The 16,340-nt window shown below is 56.2% G+C and carries 15 protein-coding genes; 10 read left to right on the top strand and 5 right to left on the bottom strand.

What is annotated here, in order from left to right; all coding sequences use genetic code 11:
* The first annotated feature begins 149 nt into the window (after nt 1-149).
* A complete protein-coding gene (locus ACQG1K_RS20710; protein WP_367075853.1) occupies nt 150-1,745 on the top strand; it encodes a DUF4153 domain-containing protein in 1,596 nt (531 codons plus the stop codon).
* A gap of 122 nt (nt 1,746-1,867) precedes the next feature.
* On the opposite strand, the gene hslO is transcribed toward ACQG1K_RS20710, so the two are convergent.
* The 4 genes from hslO to ACQG1K_RS20690 all read right to left on the bottom strand — a co-directional run bounded on the left by hslO (nt 1,868) and on the right by ACQG1K_RS20690 (nt 6,055).
* Complete coding sequence (gene hslO, locus ACQG1K_RS20705) at nt 1,868-2,752, bottom strand: Hsp33 family molecular chaperone HslO (RefSeq protein ID WP_006812239.1); 885 nt, start codon at nt 2,750-2,752, stop codon at nt 1,868-1,870.
* 18 nt (nt 2,753-2,770) lie between these two features.
* Nucleotides 2,771-3,172: a ribosome-associated heat shock protein Hsp15 gene (gene hslR, locus ACQG1K_RS20700; RefSeq protein WP_003861618.1), complete on the bottom strand. Its 402-nt coding sequence runs from the start codon at nt 3,170-3,172 to the stop codon at nt 2,771-2,773.
* Entirely contained in the window at nt 3,169-3,852 is a 684-nt protein-coding gene (gene yrfG / locus ACQG1K_RS20695; protein WP_003861619.1) for a GMP/IMP nucleotidase, read from the bottom strand. Before yrfG ends, hslR begins: the two co-directional genes overlap by 4 nt.
* 64 nt (nt 3,853-3,916) lie before the next feature.
* On the bottom strand, nt 3,917-6,055 hold the full coding sequence (locus ACQG1K_RS20690) for an intracellular growth attenuator family protein (protein WP_023298780.1): 2,139 nt from the start codon (nt 6,053-6,055) through the stop codon (nt 3,917-3,919).
* Nucleotides 6,056-6,382: 327 nt separating this feature from the next.
* Here ACQG1K_RS20690 and nudE point away from each other — a divergent pair, with 327 nt between their 5' ends.
* Nucleotides 6,383-6,943 carry an ADP compounds hydrolase NudE gene (gene nudE / locus ACQG1K_RS20685; RefSeq protein WP_003861622.1) on the top strand — a complete coding sequence of 187 codons (561 nt, stop codon included), beginning with the start codon at nt 6,383-6,385 and terminating at the stop codon, nt 6,941-6,943.
* Between the two features lie 93 nt (nt 6,944-7,036).
* Here the strand turns inward: nudE and mrcA are convergent, their stop codons facing one another.
* Nucleotides 7,037-9,589 (bottom strand): peptidoglycan glycosyltransferase/peptidoglycan DD-transpeptidase MrcA, encoded by a 2,553-nt coding sequence (gene mrcA / locus ACQG1K_RS20680; RefSeq protein ID WP_045308980.1) that lies wholly within the window; start codon nt 9,587-9,589, stop codon nt 7,037-7,039.
* Nucleotides 9,590-9,709: 120 nt separating this feature from the next.
* On the opposite strand from mrcA, the gene pilM reads away from it, so the two are divergent.
* The 8 genes from pilM (at nt 9,710) to damX (ending at nt 16,322) form a co-directional block, all read left to right on the top strand.
* Complete coding sequence (gene pilM, locus ACQG1K_RS20675; RefSeq protein ID WP_367075856.1) at nt 9,710-10,483, top strand: pilus assembly protein PilM; 774 nt, start codon at nt 9,710-9,712, stop codon at nt 10,481-10,483.
* On the top strand, nt 10,483-10,977 hold the full coding sequence (locus tag ACQG1K_RS20670; RefSeq protein WP_023298777.1) for a PilN domain-containing protein: 495 nt from the start codon (nt 10,483-10,485) through the stop codon (nt 10,975-10,977). Before pilM ends, ACQG1K_RS20670 begins: the two co-directional genes overlap by 1 nt.
* Nucleotides 10,978-10,980: 3 nt before the next feature.
* Nucleotides 10,981-11,433 carry a DNA utilization protein HofO gene (locus ACQG1K_RS20665; RefSeq protein ID WP_171932528.1) on the top strand — a complete coding sequence of 151 codons (453 nt, stop codon included), beginning with the start codon at nt 10,981-10,983 and terminating at the stop codon, nt 11,431-11,433.
* On the top strand, nt 11,423-11,827 hold the full coding sequence (locus ACQG1K_RS20660) for a HofP DNA utilization family protein (protein WP_032621951.1): 405 nt from the start codon (nt 11,423-11,425) through the stop codon (nt 11,825-11,827). Before ACQG1K_RS20665 ends, ACQG1K_RS20660 begins: the two co-directional genes overlap by 11 nt.
* Nucleotides 11,739-12,977, top strand: coding sequence for a DNA uptake porin HofQ (gene hofQ / locus ACQG1K_RS20655; RefSeq protein ID WP_045308978.1), 1,239 nt, complete (start codon nt 11,739-11,741; stop codon nt 12,975-12,977). Before ACQG1K_RS20660 ends, hofQ begins: the two co-directional genes overlap by 89 nt.
* Before the next feature lie 286 nt (nt 12,978-13,263).
* The gene (aroK, locus tag ACQG1K_RS20650) at nt 13,264-13,785 is read left to right on the top strand and encodes a shikimate kinase AroK (protein ID WP_003861630.1); all 522 of its coding nucleotides are present in this window, start codon (nt 13,264-13,266) and stop codon (nt 13,783-13,785) included.
* A gap of 57 nt (nt 13,786-13,842) precedes the next feature.
* Nucleotides 13,843-14,931, top strand: a complete 1,089-nt coding sequence (aroB, locus tag ACQG1K_RS20645) for a 3-dehydroquinate synthase (RefSeq protein ID WP_022649622.1) — start codon at nt 13,843-13,845, stop codon at nt 14,929-14,931.
* A gap of 92 nt (nt 14,932-15,023) precedes the next feature.
* Entirely contained in the window at nt 15,024-16,322 is a 1,299-nt protein-coding gene (gene damX / locus ACQG1K_RS20640) for a cell division protein DamX (RefSeq protein WP_022649621.1), read from the top strand.
* Nucleotides 16,323-16,340: the final 18 nt, after the last annotated feature.

Below are 16,340 nucleotides of genomic sequence, written 5' to 3'. Positions count from 1 at the left end.
GTTGGGGAAAATGTTCTTAAAAGGTTAATCTCTGGTGAATTTATCCAGAAGAATGTGAATGTAATCGCATACATGAAAGAAAATTACGTAAGAGTTACATTGGGAAAACGATTCAGGTCTCTTGGGTCAGCTATTTTCAGAGTTTGGTAATGACAACCACGTTGTCTCTTGCCATGACGTCATTCAGAAAGCCATTTTTGTGGCTGTCACTCGGGATGATCGGCGCGGCAGTCGCGGGTATGGGCGGCTGGCTTAAGTGGAGCGTTGCAGAACTCGAAAGCTGGAATCTCAGAGATGAGATGCTCGTTTTCGGCTTTCATCTGCTGCTGATGACGCTGTTCGTGTTGCCATGGCTTCAGCGGCGTCTGGATCCCGTCCCGACTACCTCGTTCTACAGCGACTTTTATCAACGAAACTGGCATAACGCGCTGACGCTGCTCATTATTTTTGTTTCGAATGGTCTCTTCTGGCTGGTGCTTTTCCTCTGGGCCGAGCTTTTCGAACTTATCGGCATCGGCTTTTTTGATCGGCTTTTCTTTCATTCTGACGGGTTTATTTCAGTGGCGATTGGCGTGGTTTCAGCCAGTGCGGCCGTGCTCACGCGTATGCAGGTAAGGTTAATCCTTGCCCTGCAAAATCTGCTGACCCTCATAGCCACCGGTCTGCTTCCCCTGATGGCGGCGCTGGCGCTGCTCTTTATTGGCGCGTTGCCTTTTGTCGGCTTTGAATCCATTTCAGCCAGAATATCCGCCGCGGGCTTGCTGACCACCTTAGCGCTGCTGCTGTTATTCCTGGTGACGATAGTGTGGCATCCACAGCGTCAAACGCTGCCTTACTATGCCCCGCTGCGAGGGATGATTCGCCTTGCTGTGGCTATCGTACCCGCGTATCCGGTTCTGGCGGGGTGGGCGCTGTGGCTACGCATTTCGCAATACGGCTGGTCACCCGAGCGTCTGTACGGGGTATTGATAACCATCGTGGCGCTGGTCTGGGCGGTCGGTTTTTGCGCCAGCGTTCTGATTCAGCGCCGTGAGCCGCAGAAGATCCATGCGTACGTCATCCCGACGACCGGGCTGCTTTCCCTCATCTTCCTGGCGTTGATCCATACCCCCGTGCTGGATCCGTGGCGAATAAGCGTTGCAAGCCATATGGCCCGCTATCAGGACGGCAGAATAACGGCGGATCAAGTCAGCCTGTATATGCTCAGTAACGCTGGACGAAAGGGGCGGGAGGCGATGCTCACGCTGCAAAACGATCCGCAGTTTATCTCTAACCCAAAACGCCAGCGTGAAATAAATGGTCTTCTCTCCAGGAACGCTGGCGGAGCAGGTAAGATGACCGCCGCGATGCTGGAAAAACAGGTCCAGCTCGCACCGGGAATGGCTCGTCCTGATAAGGCATTGTGGCAAGCCATGCTCAGCAATCAGTATCGCTTTGAGAGCTGCGATAGCGCCCAGAGTAACTGTTTACTCATGCCGCTGGATCTTAACGGCGACGGCAAGCCTGAAGCCGTGCTATTTCAATTTACCGATCGCACGATCGTGGCTTACACACAAACCAACACGGGCTGGAGGATCGCCGGGGACGCGTGGAAAATGCCGGAGGCATTGACCAGAGAAGAACTTGACCGCGCATTAAGGCAGAGGAAAGTGAAATCTGTCGTGAAGCCCTGGGCGGATATTGAGATTTTTGGGGAGCGTGTCGATATGAGCTACGACAGTTACAATAATGCGCAGCGGCGTTAGTGCTCTTTCTTGCCGGGTGGCGCTACGCTTACCCGGCCTACAATTAGCAATCATATCAAAAAATTGCACAATTCATTGTAGGCCCGTGCGAGCATAGCGCCGCCGGGCAACAGGCTCAGAGCTTAGTGAACCTGCGGATCCGCCGGAGAGGCGTTATTGCGGATCTCCGCGATATCCATCGAATTGAACACGTAGTGCGTACCGCAGTAGTCACAGTGCATATCGATTTCACCGTCTTCCGCCATGATGCTGTCGATCTCTTCATCCGGCAGCGTTTTCAGGGCGCCAGCACAACGCTCGCGGGAGCAGGTGCACTTAAATTCCACCGCCTGCGGATCGTAAACCGTCACTTCTTCTTCGTGGTAGAGACGCCACAGCACGTCGGTCGCCGACAGGGTGAACAGCTCTTCCGCTTTGATGGTTTCCGTCAGCGTTGCCAGATGCTCGAAATCATTGGTCTGCGCATCCTGCGCAGGCAGAACCTGAAGCAGCATACCGCCGGCAGCAGGCTGGCCATCCACTTCACCGGTGCGGATGAACAGACGGGTTGGCAGCTGTTCGGAACGCATGAAGTAATCTTCCAGGCAGGCGGCAAGCGTATCGCCTTCCAGACCGACAACGCCCTGATAGCGCTCACCTTCTTCAGGCGAGATCGTGATAACCAGGTAGCCATTTCCGACCAGCGTTTTCAGATCCGCATTTTCAGGGATATCGCCCTGAACGCGCGCCACGCCGCGCATCTGCTGCTGGTTATTGCCGTTGATCACCGCCAGCGACATTGGGCCATCGCCCTGCAACTGGACGGTAATATCGCCAGCGAACTTCAGCGTGGCGGTCAGCAGGCTGGTGGCAACCAGCAGTTCGCCCAACAGGGTTTTTACCGGCAGCGGGTAGTTGTGGTTTTCCAGAATCTGTTTCCAGGTTTCGGATACGGTGACCAGCTCGCCGCGCACGGCGAATTGTTCAAACAGATAGCGGTGTAATTGGTCGTGTTGGGCCATTTTCATCTCTCATGCAGGTGAGGGTTACTCGCTCTCACCGTGTTTAAATTTCATCAGATCGCGGCGCTCTTTTTTATCCGGTCGCCGGTCCGGGTGAGGCATCGTCAGCGCGTTCATTTTGCGCGCCAGCGCGGTTTTTTCGCGCTTCTCTATGCTTTCGGCCGTCTCTTCATACAGCAAAACGGCTTCGGTTGCGGGCCGCCGCTGTTCGGTAATGGCTTTCACCACCACCGTTTTCTCATCGTTGCCCTGGCGAAGCGTTAACGTGGCATTCAGTTCAACCAGCTTGCTCGGTTTGCTGCGCTGACCGTTGTAATGCACCTTTCCGCCGTCAACCATTTCTCGGGCAAGGGCGCGCGTTTTGTAAAAACGGGCGGCCCACAGCCATTTATCCAGTCTTACCCCATCAGAGGGTTTTTCTTTCATGGCGTCTCCTTCACGGTGAGTGAGGGGATCATCCGGCGATAGTCGTTCAGCCCCGGATGTCGCAGATAGCTTTTTTCAGCCAGGCCGGAATCAGGATTGGTCACGCCCAGACAATAGCGAATGCCAAATGCGGCCGCAGAATCCAGAATCGGCTCGCTGTCGTCAATGAACAGCGTGCGTTCCGGCTGTAAACCGGTCTCTTCCACCACGGCATGCCACAACCGCTGATCCTCTTTCGGATAACCAAATGTGTGGGTGGAAAGCAATAAATCAAGGTGCGAAGCAAGACCGGTATGTTCCAGCTTCACGGCCAGGTTATGGGGATGCGCATTTGTCAGCAAAATACGGCGCTTACCGCAGGCTTTCAGCGCGTCCAGGAACGGGACCGTATCTTCGCGCAGAACGGCGCGTGCGCCCTGGGCGGTGGTCATGGCGCAAATATCCAGACCGAGTCGCTCGCTCCAGTAGTCAAGACAGTACCAGTTTAGCGTATGCTGCACCGCGCTATATTGCGAACGAATGAATTCCTGCGCTTCCGCCGGGGAGATCCCCTGCTGTTCACCGTACGTTTCCGGAACCAGCTTTTGCCAGAAATAGTTATCAAAGGCGAGATCAAGCAGCGTGCCGTCCATATCAAGCAGGACGGTATCGACCGCCTGCCAGTCGATATTAAGATGCATAAGGGGGAACTCCAGCCAGAAGAAACGTGCGCGACAGGGTAGCACAACTTGTCGCGCAGGGACGTTATCCGATCAGGCTCTCAGAAGAGGAGATCAGTTTCGGGTTTAGGCAATTTTCGTAGTAGGCCTGGATTTCTGCCAGTCGCGTGCGGGAGCGCTGATAGCGGCGTACGGCCTGATAACCATTCCAGATAATACACGCCAGCATCGCAATCAGCAGCAGGGATGTCCCTACATAGCGCCACAGGCCAGCGCTATCCGGCATACGGTGCAGGCCAATATGACGCGTGCCGTTGGCGTCGGTAAAGAGGGTGGTGACGATCCCTTCCGCGCTGAATGGCGTCTGCATCAGCATCTGCGCCAGACGCTGGAATTCGCTCCACTGCTCCTGGGCTGGATAGTCATACAGCGAAACCTGCGGATAGGGTTGATCCACCAGGTCGCTGCCTTCATCGCTGGCAATCACAAAACCGCCAGGCGCCGGGCTGTTAAGCGCCTGGGCGGCACGGGTGGTTTCACGCATCACGAAGGGGGCGGTAGAGGTCGCCACCAGGTTATCCAGCGACTCGGCGCTGACCGGACGCAAAAGCACATTCACACCATCGAGGCGTCCCGCTTCGGCGCGTTTCACCAGCGCGTCCCAGTCTTTGCTGTTGCCGAGGTTGACCAGCGCGTTCTTCAGCCGGATACAGTCATCCTGAGCTGAGCAGAGATCTTCTGTTTTCAGGACGATTTCGCCAAAGTCATCCAGCAGCACCATGCCGGACTTCTGAATGGCCGAACGCAGGGCAGGGCTGACGCGAGAATCATCATCCGGTTTTGGATGGAGCTGGCGATTAATCGTCTGGGTGAGCGCGGTGGCCTTATTGACCACATCCGATTCCGGAAGCGGCAGCGGAGAGGCGTCATTCCAGATGATCTGAGAGCAGTCGAACGGCGCGAACGGCGAGTTCTGGCGCGTGTTCCAGGCGCCCGGTGAGTGGATATTACACATCCCGGTGCCTTTCAGCCGCAACGTATCCCCCACGCGTACACCCGCTTCTTCGAGCTGCTGTACGCTGGTGGCTTCCACGGTTTGCGCCCCTTTGATCCATGACAGGGTAAATTTAATCGGCATATCCAGCGGCACGAAAAGCAGCAGCATGAGGAAGATTAACGCGGCGCCACCGGCAATCACCGCGCTGCGAAGCCAGTGCTGAAGCGGGAAGTTTTTCACTTCGTCGTGCAGGGATAAGTAACGTCCCTGGCGTACAACGTGGCGGTCGAGATAGATATCAATATCCGTTTTGTGGCCCAGGTCCTGCGCAATCCACGGCTGCCAGTGGCGCGGATAGATGAGATCGATGATCCCGAGCGAGATATTGTTGATATGTTCCTGATCGTTTTCGCCGAACAGTCCCCAGCGTTTTGGGGTTCCGCGCAGGCAGTGAATTTCGCGTAATGACGTTTTTGCCGGCGGGGCAAATATGCCCCACAGCCCGGCGGCCAGAAGCAGTACTGCGCCGCCCGCGAGCCACGGAACAAACACGTCCGGCGTCAGCAGGCAGATGAAAAAGAGCAGGAACGAGACGACAATCAGCACCGCTTCGCGAATGCCATCCGGGCGGCTCAGGACGTACTCTTCATGCGTTTCCTGGCGGATGTTGAGCAGTTCAATCTGCTCTGTCTCTTCACCACGAATAGAGGCCTGCGTTCCGCTCGCGCGTTCCAGCGCAAAGCGTGGCGCTTCCTGAACATATTCGCTCAGAGTATGACCATTAAGGGAGATAACCAGCGGCAGCGTATCGGTATGGATGAGCTCGACGCTGTTTTCGTCGTTGATATACTGCTCCCAGAAGGGAGGCAGGTGCACTTCAACAGAGTCGAGATAGTAACGCCATTTGTTGGGATCGTCGGTTGTGATGCCGTAGCGGGTAATAGAGCGCGTTACGCACAAAACGGTGTCGCTTTGTGCGTTAAGGTTGAGCGATACGGGGGCGGCGCTGGCGCCGGTAGGGCCAGGCGAAAGCCGGGATCGGTTCAGCGTGTCGAGATACTGCTCAACGGTGCTGCGTTCCTCTGGCGAAAGCTTGCGCGTGTTTGCCCCGGCAAACGCGTTCAAAAAGGGCAGCCGATAACGGCGATGTACGCGGCGCCTGAATACCCACACCGCAATCGACGCGCAGGCCAGCACAGCAGCGAGAAAAATCAAAATGGTGCTCATGCTTTCCCCATCTTACTTATCTTCTTACAGGTGTTGTCAGTCGCACCTTTTGTACAATGAATGAGATTCTGTGGTCGGCTATCGGCAAGTATGGAGTCTAACTTGAGCATGTTGACGCGCATCCCAGTGACCGGTAATGATAACAAAGCCTGTTCCGGCGCGATATCAGCAAATTCCTGGAAACTTTTCAACCTCTTGACATTTGTTTTGAAATGAGAATTGCCTACAGTTACGTTGCATAAATGTAAATAAAGAGCAATTGACATTGCCGAAACCGTGCGGCGTATCGCACAATAAAGCCAGTTCACCCAGCAAAGACCCGTCAAGATGACCAAACCCTTACAAAAGCCCACCATTCTGAATGTTGAAACCGTCGCAAAATCGCGTCTGTTTAATGTCGAAAGCGTGGATCTGGAGTTCAGCAACGGTGTGCGTCGTGTTTATGAGCGTATGCGCCCCTCCTCGCGTGAAGCGGTGATGATAGTGCCTATCGTCGACGAGCACCTGATCCTCATTCGTGAATACGCCGTGGGCACAGAATCCTACGAGCTGGGCTTCTCCAAAGGACTGATCGATCCGGGCGAAACGGTGTTTGAAGCGGCAAACCGGGAGCTGAAAGAAGAGGTCGGCTTTGGCGCGAAAGAGCTGACGTTCCTGAAAAAGCTGAGCATGGCGCCGTCCTATTTCTCCAGCAAAATGAACATTGTTGTCGCGGAAGATCTCTATCCAGAATCGCTGGAAGGAGACGAGCCGGAACCGCTGCCGCAGGTTCGCTGGCCGCTGGCTCATCTGATGGATTTGCTGGAAGATCCTGACTTTAACGAGGCACGCAACGTGAGCGCACTGTTCCTGGTGCGGGAGTGGCTGAAGGGGCAGGGGCGTTTGTAGCGCCACCATTAAAAACGGCAACCGAAGGTTGCCGTTTTGCATTACGGTGTAGGCCGGGTCAGGCGTCGCCACCGCCCGGCTTTTTTGTTGGCGTCAGAAGAGCTCGTGCGTTTCGCCGTTATCAATGATTTCGGTACCCACCTCATGCACCGCCTGCGTGGTTGGCTGCGTACCCTCGATGAAATACTCGGCACGGCTGTTGCCGCCATTCGCGAGCTGTCCGGTGCTGCGGTCAATATTGATCGTGACAATGCCCGGCGGAGGCGTTAGCGGCTGCTCCGGCACGCCCTCGAGAGCGGCCTTCATGTAAGCATCCCAGGCCGGTTGCGCACTCTTAGCCCCCCCCTCGTAACCGGAAATCTGATCTTTAATTGCGCCAGAAGCGGTTGTGCGTCCCAGAGTGCGGCGGTGATCGTCAAAACCAATCCAGACCGAGGTGACAACGCCCGGGCCATAACCTGAGAACCAGGCATCTTTTGAGCTGTTGGTTGTGCCTGTTTTGCCGCCGATGTCGCGGCGCTGCAAATCGCGGCCCGCTCGCCAGCCGGTGCCTTGCCAGCCCGGTTCGCCAAAGATGTTGGTGTTCAGCGCGCTCTTAATCAGGAACGACAGCGGCGTGCTGATCACGTGCGGAGCATACTCCTGCGCGCCACTCTGGGCGACCAGCGCCTGATTGGCCTGTTCCAGCTGAGGCTGCGGCACCGCCAGATTCTGACGTTCCTGAGAGATGGCAACATCTTCCATATCCTTGTTTTCAAGGACATTGGATTTTGGCGTGTCGCCGTAAATCACCGGAATATCGCATTCAGGGCAGGCAATTTTCGGCTTCGCTTCAAACAGTACGCCGCCCTGATCGTTCTCGATTTTGCTGATGAAATACGGATCGACCAGGAAGCCGCCGTTTGCCATTACCGAGTAGCCACGCGCGACCTGGAGCGGCGTGAAGGACGCGGAGCCGAGCGCCAAAGATTCGGTATGAACGATGTTTTGCGCCGGGAAGCCGAAGCGTTGCAGATACTCTGCCGCATAATCAACGCCCATCGCACGCATCGCGCGAACCATGACCACGTTCTTCGACTGGCCAAGGCCCTGACGCAGACGGATAGGGCCAGCGTATTGCGCCGGAGAGTTCTTCGGCTGCCAGTCAGAGCCCGCACCGGCATCCCATCGGGAAATTGGCACGTCGTTGAGAATGCTGGCGAGCGTTAGCCCCTTGTCCATCGCCGCGGTATACAGGAACGGTTTGATGTTCGAACCGACCTGACGCAGCGCCTGGGTTGCGCGGTTAAATTTGCTCTGGTTGAAATCGAACCCGCCAACCAGCGCCATCACGGCACCGTTCTGCGGATTGATGGAGACCAGGGCAGAGTTGACGTCCGGCACCTGTGCCAGCCACCAGGCATCGCCTACCTGACGCACCCAGATTTGTTGTCCGGTTTGTACCACATCCGTCACTTTACGTGGAGTAGGCCCCTGAAGGGTGTCAGAACGGTACGGACGCGCCCAGCGGATACCCTCCATACGCAGCGAAACGGATGTACCATCGGCCATCATCGCCACCGCTTCCTGCGGATCGGCCTGGGTGACCACCGCCGGACGCAGCGGGCCATAGGTCGGCAGCGCTTTCAGGGAATCAGTAATTTTTTTGCTGTCCCATGCGCCTTCGCCCACTCTCCACAGCACGTTGGACGGGCCGCGATAGCCGTGACGCATATCGTAATCCATCACGTTATTACGCACCGCCTGCTGGGCAGCCTGCTGCACCTTGCGGGTCACGGTGGTGTAAACGCGATAGCCGTCTTCATATGCTTTGTCGCCGTAGCGGCGCACCATCTCCTGGCGAACCATTTCCGTCAGATACGGCGATGAGAAAGCAATTTCCGGTGCATGGTAATTGGCATCAATCACATCGCTGCGTGCCCGATCGTACTCATCCTGGCTGATGTAGCCTTCGCTCAACATACGCGATAGCACAACGTTACGGCGCGCGGTGGCGCGGTCCAGCGAGTAGAGCGGGTTAAACGTTGATGGCGCTTTTGGCAGGCCGGCAATGGTCGCCATTTCGCTCAGCGTGAGCTGATCGATCGACTTACCGAAATAGACCTGAGCCGCAGCCCCTACACCATAGGCGCGGTAGCCCAGATAGATCTTGTTGAGGTAAAGCTCAAGGATCTCGTCTTTGCTCAGCAGTTGCTCAATGCGGATCGCGAGGAACACTTCTTTGATCTTACGTATCAGCGTCTTTTCCGGGCTGAGGAAGAAGTTACGCGCCAGCTGCTGGGTAATGGTACTTGCCCCCTGAGAGGCATGACCGGAGAACAGCGCCACGCTTGCCGCACGGAAAATACCGACCGGATCGACACCGTGGTGCTCGTAAAAACGGCTGTCCTCGGTGGCGATAAAAGCCTTCACCATCACGGGTGGAATTTGATTTAAGGTCAGTGGGATACGACGTTTCTCGCCGTATTGCGCCATCAGTTCACCATCGGCGCTATAGACCTGCATAGGGATCTGAAGCCGCACATCACGAAGTGTGGCGACATCAGGGAGTTGCGGCTCGACATATTTGTACAAACCAATAATCGAGCCTGCTCCCAGCAGAATGCAACAGACTGCAAGGATCAATAAATACTTTACGAACTTCACCGGAGATTTCCCATTTGGTTTAGCCTGGGCAGTTTCTAAACAATCGCGCGGTAGTATAAAGGCAAGCCTGATTCATTGATATAGCCGTCACTCCGACGGGCGATAAGGAGATCGTGAAGTATGGCTTTTAAAACGTGGCAAACAGGCGTTCATATTCAACAGGATAAGGTGAATGCCGTGGCGCTGACCAGAGAGCGGGCCGGCTGGCGTTTACGGCGCTGGTGGGCGGTGCCGCTGTCGGACGGGGTTATCGGTGAAGGCAAAATACTTAAGCCAGAACAACTGGTTAACGCATTACGTGGCTGGCGGAAAACATTGCCGCACTCGCATCGGGTATTTCTCTCATTTCCGGCAACGCGCGTTCTGCAACGCGCGTTGCCCCGTCCATCCGTTACCTTGCGTGACAGCGAACAGCTCACCTGGGTAGGCGCCGCATTAGCGCGTGAGCTGGAGATGCCTCCCGATACGCTCTGCTTTGACTACGCGCAGGATACGTTCAGCAACACTTTTCAGGTTACCGCCGCGCAAAACAGAGAGGTCGATACCCTGTTGTCGCTGGCGAAAGCGCTGCGTTTGCGCCTGGCCGCAATCGTCCCGGATGCCGGCGCGCTGGCTAATCTTCTCTCTGCTGTTGCCCCCGTCCGGTGCGTAGCCTGGAGGGATAAAGACCAGTGGCTGTGGGCGATGCGTCACCAGTGGGGGCGGCGCTACACCACAGAAGCGGCGACGGTGAATGAGCTGGCGGCGTTGCTTGCGCTTTCTCCTTCTGATATCGCCGTGTTTGATGCTGCCCGCGATCCGTGGGAAGCGGTGACGCTGTGTCAGCCGCCGTTGCCAGAATGTGGTGCTGATTACACCGTCGCCCTGGCGCTGGCCATGAGCGAGGCGCCGTAATGAGCATGCCCAATCTTTTACCCTGGCGTCGGCAGCAACGTAATCAGCGCCTGCGTTTTTGGGGGCTGCTGTTTACCGCCTCATTGTTGGTGATGCTGGCGGGAGGCGTCAGCCTTCGGGCGACGCAGACTCTCGCGTCACAGGCGTTGCAGAGCGATCTGGCGGGAACGCGTGCGGTGCAGAAGGTATTGAAAGCCCGTCAGCCGCAGTCTGCGGGGGTGGAAACCCCTTCGCAGCCGCCTGAGACGGTGGCATGGCAACCCGCGCTTGAATCCCTTGCCAGTGCAATGCCCCGGCAGGCGTGGCTGACGGCGCTGCGTTATCAGCCACCCTCGCTGATCCTGACGGGCTATACCACCTCACTCCCGACGCTCTCCGCCATGACCGATGCGCTGAAAAGGGTGACGGGGTTTAACCCCGGACCGGCAGGCGAACTGCAACAGGATAGCCAGGGGCGATGGATGTTCTCTTTTCAACTGCATAGCCGGAGGTAGCCAGTGGGCATCTGGTATCAACGCTGGACAGATGCACGTCCTTCCCGGCGCGTCCTTTGCTGGTTGATCGCGTCGGGGATTGTTGCGTTTGCGATTTGGGGAGCGCTGCTCAGACCCGCTGCTCTGTGCTACGCCGATATTCAGGCGCAGGCCAGCAGTGCGAAGCGAATCAACGCCTCGCTGTGGCCAAAGGCCGGGCGGCGACCTGTGGTTACGCAAGTGAAGCCGGTGCAGCCCTTTTCTCCGCTGGAATTTCAGCGTGAGGACGCAAGGCTGGTGTACTGGAAACCGCAGCAGAGTGGGGGAGAGCTGGCGCTGGATGCCTTGTGGGGCGCAGTTCCGGCGCTCTTTTCCCGGCTGGCGCTTGAGAACGTGCGGGTGAGCGCGTTTTCCATCACCCCACAGGGAAAACAGCTACGCCTTAGCCTGCAACTGGAGATCGGTCATGCGCAGTAAAACCCGTTTGCTGATCCTGCTTTCTCCGCTTTTCCTGACCGGGATGCGGGATCCCTTCTCCGTGCCGGAAGAGCGTTGCGCAGCAGGGCAACTCAGCCAGTGGCGGTATCAGGGAGTAGTCAGCGGCAGCAGGGATATCGGCCTTATGCAGGACGGGCAGAACCGCTGGCACCGGGTAAAAACGCAGATGCGGTTACCGCCAGGCTGGCGGGTGAGTGCGATAGATACACAACAACTGACCGTTGATGTCGGCGAGATGTGCGAGCCGAAGCGATGGACATGGCAGCGAGAAGGAACGAAAAAAAGTGAAGATATGGATAGGGCTGTTACTGGCGGCACTCAGCCAGCCCCTGTGGGCCGCGACGCCAAAACCGGTCACCCTGCTGGTGGATGATGTCCCGGTGGTGCAGGTATTACAGGCGATGGTAGCGCAGGAGGATCGCAATCTGGTGGTGTCGCCGGATGTCAGCGGTTCGCTTTCGCTGAATCTAACGCGGGTGCCCTGGAGGCAGGCGCTTCAGACGGTAGTGAACAGTGCCGGGCTGGTATTGCGGGAAGAGGGCGGCATTTTTTATGTGCATACGGCGGCCTGGCAGCGGGAGCAACAGACGCGTAAAGAGCAGGAGCGGGCCCAGCGTCTGCTCGACGCTCCGCTGCTCTCTCACAGCATTCCGTTTGCTTATGCGGATGCGGCCGAATTGCAAAAAGCGGCGGAAAAGCTCTTAAGCCCGAAAGGCAGTCTCTCCGTCGACAAGCGCACCAACCGTCTCCTGGTCAGGGATAACAAGTCGGTGGTGGATATGCTCCAGCGCTGGGCAGCGCAGATGGATCTGCCCGTCGAGCAGGTAGAACTGGCGGCGCAGATTGTGACCATTAGTGAAAAAAGCCTGCGTGAACTGGGGGTGAAATGGAACCTCGCTGACGCAACGGAGGCCGGTAAGGTGGGTCAGGTCACGACGTTGGGCGCTGACCTGTCGGTGGCCAGTGCAACCACACACGTTGGGTTTAATATCGGGCGCATCAACGGCAGGATGCTGGATCTTGAGTTGTCGGCGCTTGAGCAAAAGCAGCAGGTGGATATCATCGCCAGCCCGCGGCTACTGGCGTCGCACATGCAGCCGGCAAGCATCAAGCAGGGCAGCGAAATCCCGTATCAGGTTTCCAGCGGCGAAAGCGGGGCGACCTCCGTTGAGTTTAAAGAGGCGGTATTAGGCATGGAGGTCACGCCGGTGGTGCTTCCGGGCGGCCGCGTTCGTCTGAAGCTGCATATCAGTGAAAATATGCCTGGCCAGGTGCTGCAACAGGCGGACGGCGAAACGCTGGCGATTGATAAGCAGGAGATCGAAACGCAGGTAGAGGTAAAAAGTGGGGAAACGCTCGCGCTGGGCGGGATCTTTTCGCAAAAGAATAAAACCGGACGCGACAGCGTGCCCGTGCTGGGCAACATTCCGTGGCTGGGTCAGTTGTTCCGCCATGACGGAAAAGATAACGAACGGCGCGAGTTAGTGGTGTTTATCACGCCACGTCTGGTCAGTATTCATTAATGGGTAACGATCCCCGCAATGATTTTGCATTCAGTTTGTTGCAGATGTTTGACGTGGGGCATGAATTAGCATACAAGGAGTACCGATTTGAGTTGGACTTACGTCTTATTTCCTTATGCGCCGGGAACGGTGATTTAATCAGTTGCCAAACAAGCCGGAGTATTGAGATAATTTTTCGTCTGACTCTCGCTCTATTGCAAATGAGGTTTCAGTTCATGTCCTGCTACGCCGGGTGTCTGCGCAGCGGGGATTACCATTAACGAATAGTCTTAGTAGTACCGAAAAAATGGCAGAGAAACGCAATATCTTTCTGGTTGGGCCTATGGGTGCCGGCAAAAGCACTATTGGGCGTCAGTTAGCTCAACAACTCAATATGGAATTTTACGATTCTGATCAAGAGATTGAGAAACGAACCGGAGCGGATGTGGGCTGGGTCTTCGACGTAGAAGGCGAAGAAGGTTTCCGTGACCGAGAAGAAAAAGTGATCAACGAACTCACGGAAAAACAGGGCATTGTGCTGGCAACAGGCGGCGGCTCTGTAAAATCTCGCGAAACCCGCAACCGTCTCTCCGCCCGTGGCGTAGTGGTCTATCTTGAGACGACCATCGAAAAACAGCTGGCACGCACGCAGCGTGATAAAAAGCGCCCGTTGTTGCAGGTTGAAACACCGCCACGTGAAGTTCTGGAAGCTTTGGCCGATGAACGCAATCCTCTGTACGAAGAGATTGCTGATGTGACCATTCGTACTGACGATCAAAGCGCTAAAGTGGTTGCAAACCAGATTATTCATATGCTGGAAAGCAACTGATTCTGGCTTTATATACACTCGCCTGCGGGTAAAAGCATTTAAGGTGGATGTCGCGTCATGGAGAGGATTACAGTTACTCTCGGGGAACGTAGTTACCCTATCACCATCGCGGCTGGTTTGTTTAACGATCCAGCTTCCTTCTTACCACTGAAAGCGGGTGATCAGGCGATGCTGGTCACCAACGAGACGCTGGCTCCGCTTTATCTCGACCGTGTACGCCACCTGCTTGAGCAGGCGGGCGTGAAGGTCGACAGTGTGATTCTGCCCGATGGCGAGCAGTACAAAAGCCTGACGGTACTGGATACCGTCTTTACCGCACTTCTGCAAAAACCGCACGGTCGTGATACAACACTGCTTGCCCTGGGCGGCGGCGTTGTGGGCGATCTGACCGGTTTTGCAGCCGCCAGCTACCAGCGCGGTGTGCGCTTTATTCAAATTCCAACCACGTTGCTCTCACAGGTCGATTCTTCTGTGGGCGGTAAAACGGCGGTTAACCATCCGCTCGGCAAAAACATGATTGGCGCGTTCTACCAGCCTGCATCGGTGGTGGTGGATCTCGACTGTCTGCAAACCTTGCCAGCGCGCGAACTGGCGTCCGGCCTTGCAGAAGTGATCAAATACGGCATTATTCTTGACGGTGAGTTCTTCACCTGGCTGGAAGAGAATATGGATGCGCTGCTGCGCCTCGATGGGCAGGCAATGGCCTACTGTATTCGCCGGTGCTGTGAGCTGAAAGCAGAAGTCGTTGCCGCAGATGAGCGTGAAACCGGCTTACGTGCTTTACTGAATCTGGGGCATACGTTTGGTCATGCGATCGAAGCCGAAATGGGCTACGGTAACTGGCTTCACGGTGAAGCTGTCGCTGCCGGAATGGTCATGGCGGCCCGTGCCTCTGAACGTCTGGGGCAGTTCAGACCGGAAGAGACAGCACGTATCATCACGTTGCTTAAACGTGCTGGCTTGCCGGTGAGTGGTCCGCAGGAAATGTCTGCGCAGGCGTACCTTCCCCACATGATGCGCGATAAAAAAGTATTGGCAGGTGAGATGCGTCTGGTACTCCCGCTTGCAATAGGGAAAAGTGAAGTGCGCGGCGGAGTGCCGCACGAAGTCGTACTTGGCGCTATTGCTGATTGTCAGCAGGCGTAACAACTAGAAAGGTCAGGCTGCTGTAACAGGTGGTCGTTTTAGCTTCAGGTAAATGCAGAGTCGTTGGCAGAAGCCTTTGAGTGGGGTGTTAAATGGATGAATTCAAACCAGAAGACGAGCTGAAACCCGATCCCAGCGATCGTCGTACTGGTCGTTCTCGTCAATCTTCAGAACGTGATAACGAGCCGCAGATCAACTTTGACGATGTCGATCTGGATGCAGACGATCGTCGCCCTTCGCGTAGCCGTAACGCGCGAAATGAGCGTGAAGACGAGGAGTATGAATCCGAAGAAGAGTTAATGGATGAACAGCCTGTTGAACGTCGTCCGCGCAAACGTAAAAAAGCGGTAGCGGCAAAACCGGCCTCCCGTCAGTACATCATGATGGGCCTTGGCGTTCTGGTTCTGGTATTGCTGATTGTCGGCATTGGTTCCGCGCTAAAAGCACCTTCTACCCATTCTACCGAGCAGACAGCGTCTGCCGAGAAGAGCATCGATCTGTCTGGTAACGATGCGAGCAACCAGGCGAATGGCGCTCAGCCAGCGCCGGGCACCACTTCCGCAGAGCAGACCGCAGGTAACACCAGCGCCGGTCAGGATATCTCTCTGCCGCCCGTCTCTGCGACCCCAACTCAGGGCCAGGCGCCTGTTACGCCGGAGGGCCAGCAGCGTGTTGAAGTTCAGGGCGATCTGAATAACGCGCTAACGCAGCCGCAGAATCAGGAGCAGGTTAACGCTGCCGTGGTGAACTCCACGCTGCCTACTGAACCTGCCACCGTTGCGCCAGTTCATGGCAGCAATGCTCAGCAGCAAACGGCGGCAACGGAAACCAAACCGCGCCATACCCAGACTGCGCCGCGTCAGGAGCGTAAGCAGGCTGTGATTGAGCCGAAGCGTGAGACGAAACCGCAGACCGTGGCAAAAGCGCCAGAAACGAAAGCGCCAGCGCAGACAAAACCTGCGGTGAGCCAACCGGTTAAAGCGCCAACGCCTGCGGCAACCGCTGCACCTAAAGCAACGGCGACCACAACCGCGCCTGCTGCAACTGCGGCACCGGCTGCTACGCCAACCGCTAGCGCATCCAGCACCGCGGCAGGTAAAACGACGGGTAACGTGGGTTCTCTGAAATCCGCATCATCCAGCAACTACACGTTGCAGCTGAGCAGTTCGTCTAACTACGACAACCTCAACGCCTGGGCGAAGAAATCGAATCTGAAAAACTATGTGGTTTATCAGACGACCCGTAACGGACAGCCTTGGTACGTTCTGGTAAGCGGAGTTTATGCCTCAAAAGATGAAGCAAAACGAGCCGTCTCCACGCTGCCTGCCGATGTGCAGGCGAAAAACCCGTGGGCGAAGCCAATTCATCAGGTGCAGGCCGATCTGAAGTAATGTTTAAAGCGCAGGATG

Source organism: Enterobacter cloacae complex sp. 402C9, assembly GCF_050030745.1.
GTDB lineage: Bacteria > Pseudomonadota > Gammaproteobacteria > Enterobacterales > Enterobacteriaceae > Enterobacter > Enterobacter intestinihominis.
This window is presented reverse-complemented; position numbering and strand designations above follow the sequence as displayed.